We start from the raw sequence: 17,876 nt of genomic DNA, 5'->3' as shown, positions 1-17,876 counted from the left end.
TCAGTCGTAGTCGGGGGCGTTGGTCTCGTGCATGGCCAGCTCCTCCGCGCTCGCGCCGCCGCCGGCCGCGCCCGCGTCGTACGCCACGCTGTCGGCCTCGTCGTCGAAGCCGTAGCCCTCGTCGGGCGCGACCAGCCGGCCCACCGGCTCGGGGTCGTCGTCGTCCAGCTGGCCGTCGTCGTAGAGGGAGATCTGCGATTTCGGGTCGGACGTCGGGCTCGCGCCCCACACGTCGGCGTCGAAGTCGCGCTGCTCGGAGCTGTCGACCGTCTCGTCGATCGGGTCGCGCCGCTGCGGGATCGGGTCTTCCGCCCCGACATCCGGGCTCTCCTGACGCAGCCGGTAGTCGAGGGACTCGCCCTCCCGCGCCTCCTCGGCGGTGTCGCCGAAGCGGTTGGAGCCCCCCGGCCCGGTGCCGGCCAGCGCGGCCGGGTCGGCGCCGTCGGCCCAGCGGGTGCTCTCCACCGAGTCGTAGGCGTTGGAATCGTCATCCGCGGTGCCGGGCAGCCCGGACGACTCCGGGTCGGACACCTCGGTCGGGTAGTCGTTGTCTCGCATGCGTCGCAATCTACCCGCGCAGTCAGCTCAGTAACGCCCACACCACTTTGCCGTCTGCCAGCAGCAGACTTCCCCACCGAGACGCCACCGAGTCGATCAGCAGCATGCCCCGCCCGCCATAGGCCGTGGGCGAGACCGGCGCCCCCGCATATGCGGGCAAATGCGCCGACCCGTCACGCACCGCAACGCTAAGCCCGTCACTGCGTGTGGCGATCAACACGATCATCGGCGTCCGCGCGTGCGCCACCACGTTGTTGACCAATTCGGTCGCCACGATGCAGGCGCTGCCCGCCAGATCAGCCCGTTCCCACCGCTCGCAGGTCTCCGTGATCACCTCACGGCAGTGCCGCGCCACGCTGACATGCGGTTCCAGCTCCAGACTCAGCCGCTTGTCGTCGTCCGGCTCTTTCGGCGGATCCTTCTGAAGCTCCCAGCCCAGCCCTTGCCAGACGTCCGCTCGCGAGTTACAGAGCGTGAGATGCGCCCCCGGCCACCACTGCGTCGCCTCGGCCACCTCACGCAGCACGCCGACCGCTTGCGCTTCCCCGATCGCCAGCTCACCGACGTCGACCACGACGGACGGAGGCTGCCCCGCGAGCACGTCGAGCAGCACGTCACGCACCGTCCCGGTGGTCGTCCCATCGAGCACCCCGCTCAGCCGAACCACCGGAAACGGCCGCGCGCTGTCTACCAGGTGTCGCACCTCGCTCGACATGATCGCTCCATTGTGCATAACGCGTCCCCTCTTCGCATTTCGGAGGACCGTCATTCGGTACATAACCGCCTGTACCCTCACGCACCGAACCCATGCCTAACCCCGCGTCGCTAACTCTGCGTGAGATCGTCACGCTCCTTTTCCGATACGCGGTCAGTAAGGAACCCGCCGCTCCGACGCGACATGGCTGCCGTCCCGACGTCCCTCCCGCGACAACCGGGCAGTGCTGCGGCGAGACCTTTCTCCTACGCCCGTTCCCGGATCCGCCCCACTCACACCCGCCCGCCCGCGCCTTCGTGCCTCAGGGGCGGAAGCCGGTCTTGTCGGCGTCGGTGATCTCGCGCAGCACCCGAGCCGGATTCCCCACCGCGATCACCCCCGCCGGCACCGACCGCGTGACCACGCTCCCCGACCCGATGATCGAGTCGTCCCCGACGGTCACCCCTTGGTTGATCGTGACCCCGCCCCCGACCCACACGCGGCTCCCGATGGTCACCGGCTTGGCGTAGCACCCACCCGCGACCCGCTCCCCGGCGTCGATCGCATGGTTGGACGTGTAGATCCCCACCCGGGGCCCGAACAGCACGTGATCCCCGATCGTGATCTCCGCGCCGTCCAGCATCACGCAGTCGAAGTTCGCGTAGAACTGGTCCCCGATCCGGATGTTGAACCCGAACTCACACCGGAACGTCGGCTCGAAGTAGCACCCGTCGCCGACGCTCCCCAGCAGCCGCCGGAGAACCTCGTCGCGCACCCCCTGGGCCTGCCCGAACGTCGCGTTGTACTCCCCGCTGAGCAGGACGGCCCGCTCCCGGGCCCCGATCAGCTCCGCCGTGAGGTCGTTGTACATCCGCCCCGACAAGATGAGTGCCCGTTGCTCCTCGAGATTCACTCGCCCATCCTCGCAGCGAACGCTCAGTGACCCGTGGTGGCCGCTCGCAATCCCGCGGGGGCGTCCGGGCGCCGGGCCGGTGTGGTGGCGTGGTGATGCTGGGGTTCCGCGTAGCGGGTCAGGCCTATCACCGCCGCCAGCGTGGCCACGAAGCCGAGCACGCACAGCCACTCGCGGCCCTCGTGGATGCGGTCGCCCAGCAGCAACAGGCCCACGATCGCGGCCGGCACGGCGCCGGCGGCGTCCATCGCGGCGACCGCGGCCGTGGTGGAGCCGCGCTGCATCGCGAGGCCGAGCAGCAGCTGGCCGACCAGGGAGTGGATGACGAGGAGGTAGAGCAGGGGGTTGGTGAAGAAACCGCTCACCGAGTGTTCGTTGGCGAGCGGCCGGGCGGCGATCGCGGCGGCCGAGAAGTCCACCCCGGCCAGCGAGCCGAGGACCACCGATCCGACGGCGCCGTGCAGGCGTACGGCGAAAAAGCCCAGCACTCCCATCACCAGGACCGACACGGCCAGCAGCGCCACGACGACCGGCCCCAGCCGGCGCGAATGCGCCGGTTCCGCCGCCAGGACCAGGGCGGTGATCCCGGCCAGGAGCAGCGTGAGCAGGAAGATCTCGGCGGGTGGCAGGCTCCACTTGAGGATCAGCACCCCGAGCAGCGCGGTCACGCCCAGGCCGGCGGCGACGCTCGCCTGGACCAGGAAGAGCGGCAGGTCGCGCCGGGCCAGGAAGGCCAGGATGAAGCCGAGCGTCTGGCAGCCGATGCCGAGCAGGTAGGTGCGCTGGCCGGCCAGCCGCACCAGCAGCCCGGGGTCGAAGGTGTGGTGCACCGTCGTGCGGGCCGCGGCCGCGGACTGCAGCAGGTTGGCGACCCCGTACGCCAGGATCATGGCGGCGAGGAAGAACCAGCCGGGTGTCACCACTTGACGCACGATAGACCAGGATCCTTGGCGTCAAGACCGTTTCAGCGCTTGGGGCCGGCCAGAGCGGTGAGGATCGTCTCGTGCAGCGCGCCGTTCGTGGCGATCGCGGCCGTTTTGTCGCCCGGCGAGCGGCCGGTCAGGTCGCTGATCGTGCCGCCGGCCTCGGTGACGATGGGTATCAGCGCGGCCACGTCCCAGAGCGAGAGCTCGGGCTCGACCATGATGTCCAGCGCGCCCTCCGCCAGCAGCATGTACCCGTAGAAGTCGCCGTAGGCCCGGCTCCGCCAGGCGCTCAGGCTCAGGTCGACGATCGCCTCGAGGCGCCCGGTCTCGGCCCATCCGTCGAGGCTGGCGAAGCAGAAGCTGGCATCCGCCAGCCGCTGCACCCCGGAGACCTTGATGCGGGTCGCGGCGTGCTGATGTTTTCCCGCGTACGCCCCGTGGCCGCGCGCCGCCCACCAGCGGCGACCCAGCGCGGGGGCGGAGACGAGCCCCGCCACCGGCGTGTCCCCCTCGAGGAGCGCGATCAGCGTGCCCCAGATGGGCACGCCGCGGACGAAGTTCTTGGTGCCGTCGATCGGGTCGATCACCCAGCGGCGGCTCCCGGGGCCGGCGGCCGCCGCGGTGTGCCCGAACTCCTCGCCGAGCACCCCGTCGCGCGGCCGGGCGCGCTGGAGCGTGGACCGGATGGCCTGCTCGACGGCGGTGTCGGCGTCCGACACCGGGGTCAGGTCGGGCTTCGACTCCACCCGCAGGTCCAGCGCGCGGAACCGGCCCATCGAGATCGAGTCGGCGGTGTCGGCGAGCAAATGAGCGAGCGAGAGGTCATCCGCGTATCCGGCCATGCGTGGCACGCTAGCCGATCCGCACCCGGCCGCCCACCGCCCCGAGGGCTGTCAGGCGGCGGGGTCGGACTCGGGGTGGTCGCGCGGGTCGAGGTCGCCGGCACGGGAGGCCAGCAGCCGGCGGTACGAGGCCAGGCGGCGCGGGTCGGCCTTGCCCTCGGCGACCCAGGCGTCGAGGCGGCACTCGGCGTCCTGCGGTGTGTGACCGCAGTTCGGCTGGTCCTCGAGGGTGCCCTCGACCAGGTCGGGGAAGCCGTGCAGCAGGCTCTCGGCGCTGACGTGGGCGAGCCCGAAGCTGCGGATGCCGGGGGTGTCGATGATCCAGCCGGGATCTTTGCGGGAGCGCCCGACCGGGGGTAGCCGGAGGGCGACGGCGCTGGTCGACGTGTGCCGGCCCTTGCCGATCGCGCTCACCGCGCCAACCGCCCGCAGCGCGTCCGGTACCAGGCGGTTGACCAGGGTGGACTTGCCGACCCCGGAGTGGCCGACCATGACCGAGATCTGTCCGCCGAGGCGCTTGCGCAACTCGGCCAGGTCGCTGTCGGGCTGCACCAGCACGTACGGGAGGTCGAGCTCGGCGTAATAGTCGAGCACCTCCGCCGGGCCGGCCAGGTCGGCCTTGGTCAGGCACAGCAGCGGCTCGATGTCGGCGTCGTACGCCGCGACCAGGCAACGGTCGATGAAGCCCGTGCGCGGCGGCGGATCGGCGAGCGCGCTCACGATCACCAGCTGGTCGGCGTTCGCCACCACCACCCGTTCGAGCCGGCCCTCGGGGGTGGTGTCGTCGTCGTCAGCGGTGCGGCGCAGCACGGACGTGCGCTCGGCGATGCGCACGATGCGGGCCAGCGCGCCGGGCGCCCCGGACACGTCGCCGACCAGCGCCACCCGGTCGCCCACCACCACCGATTTGCGGCCCAGCTCGCGGGCGCGCATCGCGGTGATCACCGGGCTGTCGGCGGAACCGTCCTCGACGACGCAGCCGTAGCGGCCACGGTCGACAGTGATCACCAGCGCGTCGACGGCGTCGTCGTGCTTGGGCCGGGTGCGGGTGCGCGGGCGCGACGATCGGGCCGGCCGGATCCGGACGTCGTCCTCGTCGTACTCCCGCTTGCGTGCTGGCAGACCTAGCTCCTCGCCACGAGTCCCGCCCAGAGTTCGGGGAACTCGGGCAACGTCTTCGACGTACACGCTACGTCGGTCAGCGTTATGCCCGGGACGGCGAGGCCGATAACCGCGGCGGCGTGCGCCATCCGGTGATCCGCGTACGTCTCGAAGGCCGACTCGTGCAGCGGCCGCGGCTCGATGCGCAGGCCGTCGGGGAACTCCGTGACCCCGGCGCCCACCTTGCCCAGCTCGGTGGCCAGCGCCGCGAGCCGGTCGGTCTCGTGGCCGCGGATGTGCGCCACTCCGCGCAGCTCGCTCGGCCCGTCGGCCAGCGCGGCCAGCGCCGAGATCACCGGGGTCAGCTCGCTCACCTCGGACAGGTCGGCGGTGATGCCGTGCAGCGTGCCGGTGCCCCGCACGGTCAGCCCGGCGTCGTCCACCTCGACCGCGGCGCCGAGCGCGCGCAGCAGCTCGATCACCTGGCCGACCGGCTGCCAGCTCTCGGTCGGCCACCCGGCGAGCGTGACCGTGCCGCCGGTGACCATGGCCGCCGCGAAGAACGGCGCGGCCCCCGAGAGGTCGGGCTCGATCACCCAGGTGCGGCCGCGCAGCGCGCCCGGCTCGACGACCCAGACGTCGGGCACGCTCTCGTCGACCGTGGCGCCGGCGGCGCGCAGCATGTGGGTGGTCATGCGCAGGTGGGGCGCGGACGGCACCGGCGGCCCCTCGTGGCGCAGCGTCAGCCCCTTGGTGAAGCGCGGCGCGGACAGCAGCAGCCCGGAGACGAACTGGCTGGACGCCGACGCGTCGATCACCGTCTCGCCGCCCTCGACCAGGCCCGACCCGCGCACGGTCAGCGGCAGGCCGCCGGTCGCGGAGGCGTCGATCGCGACCCCGAGCGAGCGCAGCGCCGCGACGATCGGGCCCATCGGCCGCTTGCGCGCGTGGGGGTCGCCGTCGAACTCGACGGTGCCCTCGGCCAGCGCCGCGACCGGCGGCAGGAACCGCATGATCGTGCCGGCCAGCCCGACGTCGACCCGGGCGGGACCGCGCAGCGCGCCCGGCTCGACCCGCCACCGCTGTTCGTCGCTCGTGTCGACCGCGACGCCGATCGCGCGCAGGCCGGCCGACATCAGCTCGGTATCTCGGGCGCGCAGCGGCCGCTCGATGACCGAGGGGCCGTCGGCGAGAGCGGAGAGGATCAGCGCGCGGGCGCTCATCGACTTGGAGCCGGGCAGCCGCACGGAGGCGGTGACGGGCGCGGACGCGGTGGGAGCGAGCCAGGGGCGAGGTTCAGCGGTCACGGTGGCCATTCTGCCTTCGGAGTACGACATTTCCCCGGAGGATTCCCGCCCGGCGGGACAGCGCCGCGAACGGCGGGAGGCGTACCGTTGCGCACCATGTGCGGGCGGTACGCGACGACGCGGAGCGAGGCCGACCTCAGCGATCTCTTCGAGGCGGTCGACGTCACCGAGGGCCTGGGGCCGAGCTGGAACGTCGCGCCCACCGACCCGGTGCCGGTCGTGCGGTTGTCGCTGAGCCACGACGCCCGCGTGCTCGACAAGGCCCGCTGGGGCCTGGTGCCGCCGTGGGCGAAGGACACCCGCGGCGCGGCCCGCATGATCAACGCCCGTTCCGAGACCGTCGCCACGTCCCCGGCGTTCGCCCCCTCGTTCGCCCGGCGCCGCTGCCTGGTGCCGGCCGACGGCTGGTTCGAGTGGCTCCGCGACGGCAAGCAGAAGCAGGCGTACTACATGACTCCGGCCGACGGCTCGCCGCTCGCGTTCGCCGGCATCTGGGCGCCGTGGGGTCCCGAGTCGCTGCTCACCTGCAGCGTGCTGACCACCGCCGCGACCGGCCACCTCAAGCGCGTGCACGACCGCATGCCGCTGATCCTCCCGCGCGACCGCTGGTCCGCCTGGCTGGGCGGCGACAACGACGGCGACGGCGGCGACGCGGAGGGGTTGCTACGCCCGATGACCGAGCGTGAGTTGGAGGCCATCGAGCTGCGCCCGGTGGGCCCCGCGGTGGGCAACGTGCGCAACAACGGCCCCCACCTGCTGGAGCCGCCCGCGGAGGCAAAGCTTTTCTGAGAGTTGTATGAAAAGCGGGGGTTTTTGTCAGCATATGTAGGCTTTTTCAAAGGCGAACTTTGTTTCGAGATAGATAAGCCCCTTGTTCTGATCTTCTACCGTGCGATACAAACCAGCGCCGGAGTGGTGCCGGTTCGCACGGTGCGGACGGGTTACCACGCGCAACACCGGTCCCACGGGGGAGGTGGGCTGATGACACGGGCACGTATGCCGCGTCCGCACGAGGTAGCCATCGCACGACGCGACCCACGACTGCTCGCAGCAATCCAGGAACGACGCTCGGACGAAGCCTGGCGCACACGAGGCGCCTGCAACAGCGTCGACCCGGAAACGTTCTTCCCGGCTCCGAACGAGCCGTCGGAGAGCGCGGTCGCTCTATGCGGGACCTGCGCGGTGCAAGGGCCCTGTTTGGCCTGGGCACTGCAGGTCGGCGACTGTCACGGGGTCTGGGGCGGCACCACGCCGCGCGAGAGGCGGGCGATGTTGGTCGCCTGGCGGGAGCGGGTCCGGCCCGACGGCGAAGCCGTCGACGACGGCCCCGACGAGGAAGACCGTCGTTTGCTCACCCTTATTCCTATCTCACGCTGACCTTCGGGTACGCCGCTCTGCTTGTATAGGGCGGTGACCAGCACCGAGATCGACACGCCGCGCGGCCCGGCCGGGATTCGCATCGTGGATCCCGACGGGCCGCCCGTCAGCATGCTCTTTCTCGGGCACGGCGCCGGCGGTGGCGTCGACGCGCCCGATCTCGCCGCGGTGCGCGATGCCGCCTGCGCCGCGGGCGTGCGCGTCGTGCTCGTCACCCAGCCGTACCGGATGGCCGGGAGGCGGGCGCCGGCTCCGGCCGGGCAACTGGACGAGGCGTGGACCGCGGTGATCGAGCGCATCGCCGTACGCGAAATGCCCTTGATCTTCGGCGGGCGGTCGAGCGGTGCGCGAGTCGCCTGCCGCACCTCGACCACCCTCGGCGCCGCGGGTGTTCTCGCGCTGGCGTTCCCGCTGCATCCGCCGGGCAAGCCGGACAAGAGCCGGGCCGGCGAGCTGCCCGCGAGCCTGCCCACGCTGGTGCTCAACGGCGACCGGGACCCGTTCGGCGTGCCCGAGCCGGCCGGCGAGGTCGAGGTGATCGTGCGCCCCGGCGCCACCCACGACCTCAGGAAGGACGTCAGGACCACGGCGACGCTCGCGGTCGACTGGCTCCGCGCCCACGGCTGGGCAAGGTAACGGGAATGCAACTTGCGCGTCCGCGGTTGTACAGCCCGCGAGCTTGTACGTCGAAAGGGGTTTCCAGAGGTGCGAGCCGGAACCGAGTTTGTCGAGCGTGGCACTGGTGAGGTTGCCCGGGTGCGTGGGCTTTTGTCCGCCCCGGAGTGGCCCGCGGCCGAGCGTTCGCCCTCCAGCCCATCGGTGAGTGTCAGCACACCGCCGGTTTTTGAAGCTTCCAGTGGGGCACTACCCGTATCCTCGACCCGGTCGAGGGGGGAGATGCGGGTGGCCCAGACAGAACGGACGGAGGAGCGCCGGGCGCGCTTCGAGCGTGACGCGCTGCCGTTCGTGGACCAGCTGTACGCGGCGGGTCTGCGGATGACGCGCAATCCGGCGGACGCCGAAGACCTGGTGCAGGAGACGTTCTTGAAGGCGTTCTCCGCGTTCCACCAGTTCGAAGAGGGTACGAACCTCAAGGCGTGGCTCTACCGGATCCTCACGAACACGTACATCAACTCCTATCGGCGCAAGCAGCGTCAGCCCGTGCAGGCGCCGACCGAGGAGATCACCGACTGGCAGCTCGCCTCGTCGGAGTCGCACACGTCGGTGGGTCTGCGCTCGGCCGAGACCGAGGCGCTGGACCGCCTGCCCGACAGCGACATCAAGGACGCGCTGCAGGCGCTGCCGGAGGATTTCCGGCTCGCCGTGTACCTCGCCGATGTCGAGGGCTTCTCGTACAAGGAGATCGCCGACATCATGGGTACTCCCATCGGCACCGTCATGTCCCGGTTGCACCGCGGTCGGCGCAACCTGCGCAAGCTGCTCGAGCAGTACGCCGCAGACCGGGGCATCACCCGGACCGCTTCGGAACCGCAGGAGGCGTGACGCGAGATGAGCGGCGTGAACGGCGAGGAGCACGAGCCCGATTGCGGTGAGGTACTCGAAGAGGTGTACCTCTACCTCGATCTGGAGTGCAGCGAGGATCGGCGCACGCTGATCCAGAAGCACCTGGACGACTGCACTCATTGCCTGCGCGAGTACGGCATCGAGCACGAGGTGAAGGCGCTGGTCGCCCGCTGCTGCGGCGACGAGACGGCGCCCAAGGAGCTGCGCGAGCGCCTGCGCGTCAAGCTCGACCAGCTCGAGGTCCAGGTCGAGACCCGGGAGTACCTCCCATAAGTCAGACATAGAGAAAGCCCCGGCGGCGCCGGGGCTTTCTCGCGTCCAAGGCCCAACCTCAGCTGTTGGGGCGCTTGCCGTGGTTCGCGGCGCTCTTCTTCCGAGCCTTCTTCTTGCGCGACTTCTTAGCCATGGTTGGACTCCTGTTCGTGGCTTGTTTCCCGCGCCGATGGTAATCGGCGCGTCCCGTGGCCCGGGACTCGCCCGGCACAGATCCGTGATTTGATGACGCTGTTGACCGCTCGACGAAGAGGAGCTCCCCGATGGCCGACGAGATCCGCGCCGAGATGGTGGCCAATGTCTGGAAGGTCGTCGCGCACCAGGGCGACACCGTCGCCGAGGGCGACACGCTGGTGATCCTCGAGTCGATGAAGATGGAGATCCCGGTGGTGGCCGAGACCGACGGCACCCTCGCCGAGCTCGCCGTCAACGAGGGCGACGTCGTGCAGGAGGGCGACCTGATCGCCGTGATCGGTTAGTCCCGTCTCCACCTGAGCAGGAGGCGGCTGCGGGCGCGTGAGCGCTGCCGTGGGATGACGGCCGTGCGTGCCATGCCGGTGGCGGTCTCGCGTGCGGATTGCGGCAGGTCGGGAGTGGCGAGCGCGAGCTCGGCCACCGAGCGCGCGCCCGGACGACCCGCGACCTCGGCGAGCCGGCCGGCCACGATCGCGGCCACGTCGGCGCGCGCCGACGGGTCGATCCAGGCCGAGACGATCAGGGCGAACAGCGCGGCCTCGGTGACCCGGTCGAGCCCGCCGTCGAGCAGCTCGAGCAGCCGCCGGCGGCGCTCCGAGTCGAGCCAGGGCTCGTCGGTGCCGTGGTGCAGCAGGCCGAGGCAGGCCCAGATCTCCGGGGCGGCCACGTCGGCCGGCGGGCGGGTGAGCAGCGCCAGCAGGTCCGCCGGGCGCACCATGATCAGCTGGACGGCGGCGTCGTAGGCGGCCGGAGGATGGGCCCAGGAGAGCGAGGCGACCTGGCGCAGCCGGCGGACGGCCTCGGCCGACGGCGAAGGCGTCGGCGAGGGCGAAGGCGCGGGCTTGGCCGCGGGGCCGGGCCGGCTGTGCGACCAGATGCCGGTGGCGGCCGATCCCCGGGGCAGCGGCGCCGCCGCGGGCACACCGCTCAGCCACGGGACCTCGCGGCAGCAGTCGGCGAGGTCGGTGTGCTCGTGCGACTCGTCGGGGTGGTCGCGGATGAAGTCGGCGAGCCGGACCAGATGGGCGAGGTCGCCGTCGGCGCGGTGACGCAGCCGGTGCGCGGTGTGCACGGCGCAGTCGTACTCGGGGTCGCGCTCGAGGGCGCGGTCGACCCAGTTCAGCGCGTCCTCGAGGCGGCCGTGGTCGGCCAGCGTGCCGGCGATGTCGGCGTAGACGGAGAGGTCATCGGGGTCGTGGGCGACGGCCCGGCGCAGGGCGGCGAGGGCCTCGGGGACCCGGCCGGCGCTGCGGTACGCGTACCCCAGCCAGATCTCGGCGAGCTTGGACGGGCGGGACCGGGCGCCGCGCGCGGCCCAGTCGACGGCCAGCGTCGTCTCGCCGATGCGGCGGGCGAGCGCGGACCCGGCGCCGAGCAGCATGGCGTGCTCGGGGTGGGCGGCGATCGCGTGCCGGGCGACGGCCAGATAGGGCTTCAGGGTGGTGCGGGTGGGCGCCGGGGCCGGATCGCCCACCGCGGTGCACAGCCGCATGAGAAGTTGGACGAGCAGGCCGGGCTCGATGCGCACGCCGAGGGCGGGGTCGCCGACCCAGGGCACGCCGGCCCAGTCGGCGGCGGGGGCGCGCCCGCTCGCGGCGGCCAGCAGCGGCAGGCCGTCCTCGGGGCGGCCGGCGGCGGCGAGCAGGTGGGCGCGGGCGGCCAGGCCACCGGCCGACACGTGCGGCGCCAGGGGGAAGAGATCGAGGCCTCCGCCGGGCTGCGCGGCGAGGCGTCCGAGCAGCTCATGCGCCTCGGGCAGGGTGGGCGCGTGGGTCAGCGCTCCGGCGAGGTGGTCGGCAGCCCGTTCCGGCTCGTCGCTCGCCAAAGCGGATCTTGCCTGCTCAAGAGCGCGGTCGGCGGCACGGCGAACATCCACGAACGAGAACAGTAAGGGAAGACAGCCCTGAATGTCAGTACCGGGGCATGCTCATTGGTGCGCGAAACATTGACTCTATAAGCTCTTTCTTGCAAGACTGCGCAGGATCTGCGCGAGAAGCGCTCAACAGGGGAGGAACACGTGGTGCAGCGGGGCCAGGGAATGGCGGCGGACATCGCGGAACAACCGGGTGGATTCGCCCGTCTGCTCGACGGTCCGCACTCCGGCGCGATCGCCGGGATCGCGGCCGAGGTGGCCCGGCGCAAGCCGCGCAGTGTGATGTTCGTGGCCCGGGGGACCTCCGACCACGCGGCCCTCTACGGGGCGTACCTCACCGAGATCCGGCTCGGCCTGCCGGTCGCCAGCGCCTCGCCGAGCGCGATCACGCTGTACGGCGCCCGGCCCGACTTCCGCGACACGCTCGTGATCGGGGTCAGCCAGAGCGGCGGCTCGCCCGACCTCACCGGCGTGCTCAGCGCGGCCCGGGAGACCGGTGGCCTGACCCTCGCGGTCACCAACAACCCCGAGTCGCCGCTCGCCCGGGCGGCCGAGCTCTCCATCGACGTGGCCGCCGGGCACGAGCGGGCGGTCGCGGCGACCAAGACCTACACGGCCGAGCTGCTGGCCCTCCTGCTCCTGATCGAGGGGATCCGGGCCGGCGACGGCCGGCTGCCCGACGACGAGCGGGCGGCGCTGGACAAGCTGCCGCAGCTCGCCGAGGACGCGCTGAGCGACCCGGCCGCCGACGCGCTGGCCCAGCGCTATCGGTTCGCCTCCCGCATGGTGACCACCGGCCGGGGGTACGCCTACCCGACCGCTCGCGAGGCAGCGCTGAAGCTCATGGAGACCTCCTATCTGCCGGCGCTCGCCTTCTCGGGCGCCGACCTGCTGCACGGCCCGCTCGCGATGACCGACCCGGACGTGCCGGTGCTGGCCGTGGTCGGCGACGGCCCGGGCGGGAAGTCGATGCGGGACGTGGTGGGCCGCCTGGCCGAGCGCCGCGCGGACGTCGTGACGATCGGCGCCGAGGATGTCGAGGGCGCCTCCGGCCGGCTGGCGGTGCCCGCGGTCGCCGACGAGCGGTACAGCGCCCTGCTCGACATCCTGCCGCTGCAGAAGCTGGCCCTGGCGCTCGCGCTGGCCCGGGGCGAGGACCCCGACTCGCCGCGCGGACTCAAGAAGGTAACGACAACCCTGTAGAACTGAAGGCGTGTCCACCCTGCGTGATCTGGCCGAGGAGCACACCGGCCTCGGCCCGGCCGACATCGACCACCTGCACCGGCTCGCCGGCGATTGGCAGCTGCTGTCCGACCTCTCCTTCGCCGACCTGTTGATGTGGGTGCCGGTCAAGGCCGAGCCGGGCCGGCCGCGCGACTTCCTCTGCGTGGCCCAGGTGCGGCCGACGACGGCCCCGACGGCGTACCAGGACGACCAGGTCGGCAAGATCGTCGGCGGGCCCGAGGTGGCGCATCTCGACATCGCCTTCACGCAGGAGCGCATCTGGCGGGAGGGCGACCCGGTCTGGTACGGCGACACCCCCGCCCGGCACGAGGCGATCCCGGTGCGGCTGCGCGGCCAGCACGACCGGGAGGAGGGCTGGAGCGAGGTCATCGCGGTGATCGGCCGGGACACCAACCTGTCCACCGCCCGCACCCCGAGCCAGCTCGAGCTCAACTACCTGACCACCGCCGACGACCTGGCCCAGATGGTCGCCGACGGGACGTTCCCGCCGCCGCGGCACCCGGGCGAGACGACTTCGGCGCCGCGGGTGGGCGACGGGCTGATCCGGCTCGACGCGAGCGGCAAGGTGACCTACGCGAGTCCGAACGCGCAGTCCGCCTACCGCCGCCTCGGCTTCAACGCGCACCTGGTCGGCGAGGAGCTGTCGACGCTGACCAGCCGGCTGGCCGCCGACCCGCTGGAGGGTAACGACACCGCGGAGAAGATCCTCGCCGCGCTGCGCGGCGAGTTCCCGCCCCGGCAGGAGGTCGAGGCCCGCGGCGCGACGGTGCTCACCCGGGCGCTGCCGCTGCTGCCGGCCGGGGTGCCGATCGGCGCGCTGGTGCTGGTCCGCGACGTCACCGAGGTACGCCGCCGGGACCGCGCGCTGATGACCAAGGACGCCACCATCCGTGAGATCCACCACCGGGTGAAGAACAACCTGCAGACCGTGGCCGCGCTGCTGCGCCTGCAGGCCCGCCGGGTGGACGCGCCCGAGGCCCGGATGGCGCTGCAGGAGTCGGTGCGCCGGGTCGCTTCGATCGCGCTGGTGCACGAGACGCTGTCGATGTCGAGCGACGAGGCGGTCGAGTTCGACGGCATCGTCGACCGGGTGGCCAGCGCCGCCACCGAGGTCGCGGCGACCAGCACCGCGGTCAAGATGCGGCGCGAGGGCACCTTCGGGGTGCTGCCCGCCGAGATCGCCACCTCGCTGGTGATGGTGCTCAACGAGCTGCTGATCAACGCGGTCGAGCACGGCTTCCCGGCGTCCGAGGACGACGACATCGAGGAGCCCGATCCCCAGCGGGAGGCCGCCGAGGTGATCGTCTCGGCGCACCGCTTCCGCAAGCAGCTGCACGTCACGGTCGCCGACAACGGCCAGGGCCTGCCGAACGAGTTCCAGGCCGACTCGAGCGGCCGGCTGGGGCTGCAGATCGTGCGCGCGCTGGCCACCGGCGAGCTGCGCGGCAGCATCGAGCTGCGCAACCGGTCCGGCGGCGGCACCGAGGCGGTCCTGGTCGTGCCCCTCGGAAAGCGCTAGACCACCGGCGGCCGGACGAAGAGCGCGATCGTGAAGCCGCCCACGCGGTAGGTCACGATCGGGACGAAGTACGCCTTGAGCAGCGCCTTCGTCGCGTAGCCGAGCTGGTTCGTCGGGGTCGCGCGGAAGGGCGGGTCGAGGTTGTCGGCCGCCACCACCCAGATCCGGTTCGTGTTCCCGATGCACTTGATCTCGTCTTGGCACTCGGTCGCCCACAGCGACGCGTTGTCCACCTCGTCCGAGGCGAGCAGCAGGTCGCGCGGCGCCCGGTCGCGCAGGTAGTAGCCGAGCCCGAGGTCGACCGACTGCCAGTCGTCGCGGGGCTCGTAGATGGCCCCGTCGCCGGGCCGCTGCGCGTCGAGGATCACCTGCGCGGCGGCCGGGTAGTCGTAGCTCGAGTGGTCCCGGCGGATGGCGGCCTGCGTCGGCAGGCCGATGGCGGCGAGCGCCACCACGGCCACCGCCGCGACCGGCAGGCGGAGGATAGAGAGCGCGGCGCCGGCCAGGGCACACAGCAGCGGTACGCAGAACAGCAGGTATCGCCCGACGAAGATGGGCGCCACCAGTTGGTCGTACGCGTAAAGCAGCCCCACCGGAATCAGCACCGACATCCAGAGCAGCACCGCCGCCGCGGCCCTCTCCCGCCACAGCGCCGCCACCGCGAGCCCGGCCACCATCCCGCCGGTCAGCGGCGCGATGAAGACCGCCGTGCCGAGGTTGGCGAGCGATTCCGGCGTGGCCGCGTCGAGCCAGCTGAGCTGTTCGGCCTGCTGACCGAGCCCGCGAAAGGTCAGCGGCAGCACCGTGGCCACCCCGGCCGCCGCCGCGATCAGCCACCACAGCAGCCGCCACCGGCCGAACCACCAGGCCAGCACGATCGCCATGACCAGATGCCCGCCGAGGATCAGCACGGCGACGAGGTGGGACAGGCCGATCAGCGCGACGCACACGCCGTACAGCACCCAGCGCCACCACCGGGACTTCTCCAGCGCCGAGGCGAGGGCGAGGGTGGCGAGGGTGGCGAAGAGGGCGGCGAACGCGTACCCCCGAATCTCCTGGCCGTAGCGGGTGACCACCGGCAGCACCGCGAACACCAGCCCGGCGAGCAGGCCCGCCTGGTTGCCCCAGAACCGGCGGGCGAGCAGCGCCACCGCGGCCGCCGTGGCGACCATCGCGAGCAGCGACGGGATCCGCATCGCCGCCACCGCGTCGCCGTGCCGGCCGATCCACCAGTGCAGGAACAGGTAGTACGGCACCAGGACGCCGTCGATGTGGCGGCCGAGCGCGAAGATCTCCGGCACGGTCCGGGTGGCGGCGCTCCAGCTGGCGATCTCGTCCCGCCACGGCTGCGGCCGGCCCAGCTCGTAGCCCACCACCAGCCAGGTCACCACGGCCGGGACGAGCCAGCAGACCTGGGCCCGCACCCACGCCGGGACGAGCTTCGCTGTTGCCACGGGGATAGAGGGTGACAGGTGCGCTCCAGCGAGCGGCGACCAGGACCCGATGTGCTGCTGCGCACACTCCCGGAATCTGGACCGCACTGGCCGAGAATGCCCGCGCGTGAGAGGCTGTTCGACATGACCGCTGCAGTTGACCGCCGCTTCGTGGCCCGCCGCCACGTGGACTACGGCCGTGTCCGCAGCGCGATGTGTCCGGCTTACTGACGCCGCCCGATCTGAGTTCGGGCGCGAGACGCGGCCGGCACTCTCCTGACACAGATGTCACGAGCCTCCACAGGTGCCGTGAGCGTCCAACGCGCCCACTAATCCCGGAGGACCGCCGACATGGCGCCCAGCAGCACCCCAGGTACGCCGACCGCCCGCCCCCGTAAGGCGCGCGGCGAGGGCCAGTGGGCGCTCGGACACCGCGAGCCGCTCAACCCCAATGAGCGCAGCAAGAAGGACGACAACCCGCTCAACGTCCGCGCGCGTATCGAGAACATCTACGCGCATGGGGGCTTCGACTCGATCGACCCGGCCGACCTGCGTGGCCGCTTCCGCTGGTGGGGTCTCTACACCCAGCGCAAGGAAGGCATCGACGGCGGTCGCACCGCCGTTCTCGAGCCCGAGGAGCTCGAGGACAAGTTCTTCATGCTCCGGGTCCGTATCGACGGCGGGGCGCTGAGCCTCGATCAGCTTCGCACCATCGCCGGGATCTCGCAGGAGTTCGCCCGCGATTCCGCCGACATCACCGACCGGCAGAACATCCAGCTGCATTGGGTACGCGTCGAGGACGTCCCGGAGATCTGGCGGCGGCTCGAGGCGGTCGGCCTGCAGACCACCGAGGCCTGCGGCGACTGCCCCCGTGTGGTGCTCGGCAGCCCGGTCGCCGGCATCTCGGTCGACGAGGTGGTCGACGCCACCCCGGCCATCGACGAGATCCTGAAGCGCTACATCGGCGACCCGAAGTACTCGAACCTGCCGCGCAAGTTCAAGACGACGATCGGCTGGCTGGTCGACACGCCGTACCAGGCCAACGACGTCTCCTTCGTCGGCGTCGAGCACCCCGAGTACGGCCCCGGCTTCGACCTCTGGGTCGGCGGCGGCCTCTCCACCAACCCGCGCCTGGCCGAGCGGCTCGGCGCCTGGGTGCCGCTCGAGGAGATCCCGGACGTCTGGGAGGGCGTCGTCAGCATCTTCCGCGACTACGGCTACCGCCGGCTGCGGCACCGCGCCCGCCTGAAGTTCCTGCTCGCCGACTGGGGTGTCACGAAGTTCCGCGAGGTGCTGGAAAAGGAGTACCTCGGTCGCGCCCTCATCGACGGCCCCTCGCCCGACCTGCCCGAGAAGCCGATCGACCACATCGGCGTGTACAAGCAGCGCGACGGGCTCAACTACGTCGGGGCGACCCCGGTCGTGGGCCGTTCCTCGGGCACCCAGCTGGCTCGGCTCGCCGACATCGCGGAACAACACGGCTCGGCGCGGGTGCGGCTCACCCCGTACCAGAAACTCCTGGTCCTGGATGTCGCCGACGATCGGGTGGAGTCGCTGATCGGTGGACTGCGCGAGATCGGTCTCGAGGCGCGGCCCTCGGCCTGGCGGCGCGGCACGATGGCCTGCACCGGCATCGAGTACTGCAAGCTCGCGATCGTCGAGACCAAGGCCCGCGGCGAGGAGCTGGTGTCGCGGCTCGAGCAGCGGCTGGGCGACTTCGACGCCGACATCTCGATCAACATCAACGGCTGCCCCAATGCCTGCGCACGCACGCAGGTCGCCGACATCGGCCTCAAGGGCCAGCTGGTGATGGACGCCGACGGGCAGCAGGTCGAGGGCTTCCAGGTGCACCTGGGCGGCGCGCTCGGCATGGCCAAGGGCGAGACCGCCGGATTCGGGCGCAAGGTCCGGGGTCTCAAGACCACGGCCGAGGAGCTTCCCGGGTACGTGGAGCGCCTGGCCACCAATTACCTCGCCGACCGGTCGTCGGCTCAGGAGACGTTCGCCAACTGGGTGGTCCGCGCCGACGAGGAGCTCGTCAAATGAGCGACGCCCGGTCGACACCCCTGTACTGCCCCTACTGCGGGGAGGAGAAC

At 71.7% G+C, this 17,876-nt stretch carries 19 protein-coding genes; 9 read left to right on the top strand and 10 right to left on the bottom strand.

Features of this window, described 5'->3' with window-relative positions; genetic code table 11:
• From ACQPZX_RS44765 to aroA, 7 genes are all read right to left on the bottom strand, one after another.
• Positions 1–558, bottom strand: coding sequence for a DUF5709 domain-containing protein (locus ACQPZX_RS44765; protein WP_396028221.1), 558 nt, complete (start codon positions 556–558; stop codon positions 1–3).
• Between the two features lie 22 nt (positions 559–580).
• Complete coding sequence (locus ACQPZX_RS44760) at positions 581–1,273, bottom strand: anti-anti-sigma factor (protein WP_433370050.1); 693 nt, start codon at positions 1,271–1,273, stop codon at positions 581–583.
• 301 nt (positions 1,274–1,574) lie between these two features.
• On the bottom strand, positions 1,575–2,165 hold the full coding sequence (locus ACQPZX_RS44755) for a sugar O-acetyltransferase (protein WP_433370047.1): 591 nt from the start codon (positions 2,163–2,165) through the stop codon (positions 1,575–1,577).
• 23 nt (positions 2,166–2,188) lie between these two features.
• On the bottom strand, positions 2,189–3,055 hold the full coding sequence (locus ACQPZX_RS44750; protein ID WP_433385860.1) for a hypothetical protein: 867 nt from the start codon (positions 3,053–3,055) through the stop codon (positions 2,189–2,191).
• Between the two features lie 74 nt (positions 3,056–3,129).
• Complete coding sequence (gene hisN, locus ACQPZX_RS44745; RefSeq protein ID WP_433370044.1) at positions 3,130–3,933, bottom strand: histidinol-phosphatase; 804 nt, start codon at positions 3,931–3,933, stop codon at positions 3,130–3,132.
• Between the two features lie 51 nt (positions 3,934–3,984).
• Positions 3,985–5,121: a ribosome small subunit-dependent GTPase A gene (rsgA, locus tag ACQPZX_RS44740; RefSeq protein WP_433370041.1), complete on the bottom strand. Its 1,137-nt coding sequence runs from the start codon at positions 5,119–5,121 to the stop codon at positions 3,985–3,987.
• The gene (aroA, locus tag ACQPZX_RS44735) at positions 5,058–6,350 is read right to left on the bottom strand and encodes a 3-phosphoshikimate 1-carboxyvinyltransferase (protein WP_433370038.1); all 1,293 of its coding nucleotides are present in this window, start codon (positions 6,348–6,350) and stop codon (positions 5,058–5,060) included. Before aroA ends, rsgA begins: the two co-directional genes overlap by 64 nt.
• Before the next feature lie 87 nt (positions 6,351–6,437).
• Here aroA and ACQPZX_RS44730 point away from each other — a divergent pair, with 87 nt between their 5' ends.
• From ACQPZX_RS44730 to rsrA, 5 genes are all read left to right on the top strand, one after another.
• Positions 6,438–7,130: an SOS response-associated peptidase gene (locus tag ACQPZX_RS44730; RefSeq protein WP_433370035.1), complete on the top strand. Its 693-nt coding sequence runs from the start codon at positions 6,438–6,440 to the stop codon at positions 7,128–7,130.
• Between the two features lie 192 nt (positions 7,131–7,322).
• Positions 7,323–7,718 carry a WhiB family transcriptional regulator gene (locus tag ACQPZX_RS44725; RefSeq protein ID WP_433370032.1) on the top strand — a complete coding sequence of 132 codons (396 nt, stop codon included), beginning with the start codon at positions 7,323–7,325 and terminating at the stop codon, positions 7,716–7,718.
• 33 nt (positions 7,719–7,751) lie between these two features.
• Positions 7,752–8,354, top strand: a complete 603-nt coding sequence (locus ACQPZX_RS44720; protein ID WP_433370029.1) for an alpha/beta hydrolase family protein — start codon at positions 7,752–7,754, stop codon at positions 8,352–8,354.
• 69 nt (positions 8,355–8,423) lie between these two features.
• Positions 8,424–9,221 carry a sigma-70 family RNA polymerase sigma factor gene (locus tag ACQPZX_RS44715; protein WP_433370026.1) on the top strand — a complete coding sequence of 266 codons (798 nt, stop codon included), beginning with the start codon at positions 8,424–8,426 and terminating at the stop codon, positions 9,219–9,221.
• 6 nt (positions 9,222–9,227) lie between these two features.
• Entirely contained in the window at positions 9,228–9,515 is a 288-nt protein-coding gene (rsrA, locus tag ACQPZX_RS44710; RefSeq protein WP_433370023.1) for a mycothiol system anti-sigma-R factor, read from the top strand.
• A gap of 58 nt (positions 9,516–9,573) precedes the next feature.
• On the opposite strand, the gene ACQPZX_RS44705 is transcribed toward rsrA, so the two are convergent.
• On the bottom strand, positions 9,574–9,648 hold the full coding sequence (locus tag ACQPZX_RS44705; RefSeq protein ID WP_369814844.1) for a 50S ribosomal protein bL37: 75 nt from the start codon (positions 9,646–9,648) through the stop codon (positions 9,574–9,576).
• A 130-nt stretch (positions 9,649–9,778) separates the two neighbouring features.
• Here ACQPZX_RS44705 and ACQPZX_RS44700 point away from each other — a divergent pair, with 130 nt between their 5' ends.
• Positions 9,779–9,994: a biotin/lipoyl-binding carrier protein gene (locus ACQPZX_RS44700; RefSeq protein ID WP_433370020.1), complete on the top strand. Its 216-nt coding sequence runs from the start codon at positions 9,779–9,781 to the stop codon at positions 9,992–9,994.
• On the opposite strand, the gene ACQPZX_RS44695 is transcribed toward ACQPZX_RS44700, so the two are convergent.
• Positions 9,991–11,586 carry a tetratricopeptide repeat protein gene (locus ACQPZX_RS44695; protein ID WP_433370017.1) on the bottom strand — a complete coding sequence of 532 codons (1,596 nt, stop codon included), beginning with the start codon at positions 11,584–11,586 and terminating at the stop codon, positions 9,991–9,993. The genes ACQPZX_RS44700 and ACQPZX_RS44695 overlap by 4 nt on opposite strands.
• 162 nt (positions 11,587–11,748) lie before the next feature.
• Between ACQPZX_RS44695 and ACQPZX_RS44690 the strand changes: the two genes are divergently transcribed.
• Both ACQPZX_RS44690 and ACQPZX_RS44685 read left to right on the top strand, forming a co-directional pair.
• The gene (locus ACQPZX_RS44690; RefSeq protein ID WP_433385857.1) at positions 11,749–12,786 is read left to right on the top strand and encodes an SIS domain-containing protein; all 1,038 of its coding nucleotides are present in this window, start codon (positions 11,749–11,751) and stop codon (positions 12,784–12,786) included.
• A gap of 10 nt (positions 12,787–12,796) precedes the next feature.
• On the top strand, positions 12,797–14,347 hold the full coding sequence (locus ACQPZX_RS44685) for a sensor histidine kinase (protein ID WP_433370014.1): 1,551 nt from the start codon (positions 12,797–12,799) through the stop codon (positions 14,345–14,347).
• Here ACQPZX_RS44685 and ACQPZX_RS44680 read toward each other — a convergent pair.
• Positions 14,344–15,801, bottom strand: coding sequence for a glycosyltransferase family 39 protein (locus tag ACQPZX_RS44680; RefSeq protein ID WP_433370011.1), 1,458 nt, complete (start codon positions 15,799–15,801; stop codon positions 14,344–14,346). The two genes, ACQPZX_RS44685 and ACQPZX_RS44680, sit on opposite strands and share 4 nt — an antisense overlap.
• A 330-nt stretch (positions 15,802–16,131) precedes the next feature.
• On the opposite strand from ACQPZX_RS44680, the gene ACQPZX_RS44675 reads away from it, so the two are divergent.
• Complete coding sequence (locus ACQPZX_RS44675; protein WP_433370008.1) at positions 16,132–17,826, top strand: nitrite/sulfite reductase; 1,695 nt, start codon at positions 16,132–16,134, stop codon at positions 17,824–17,826.
• Positions 17,827–17,876 lie beyond the last annotated feature (50 nt).

The sequence above is a fragment of the Actinoplanes sp. CA-142083 genome (genome assembly GCF_050942195.1).
Lineage (GTDB): Bacteria > Actinomycetota > Actinomycetes > Mycobacteriales > Micromonosporaceae > Actinoplanes.
This window is presented reverse-complemented; position numbering and strand designations above follow the sequence as displayed.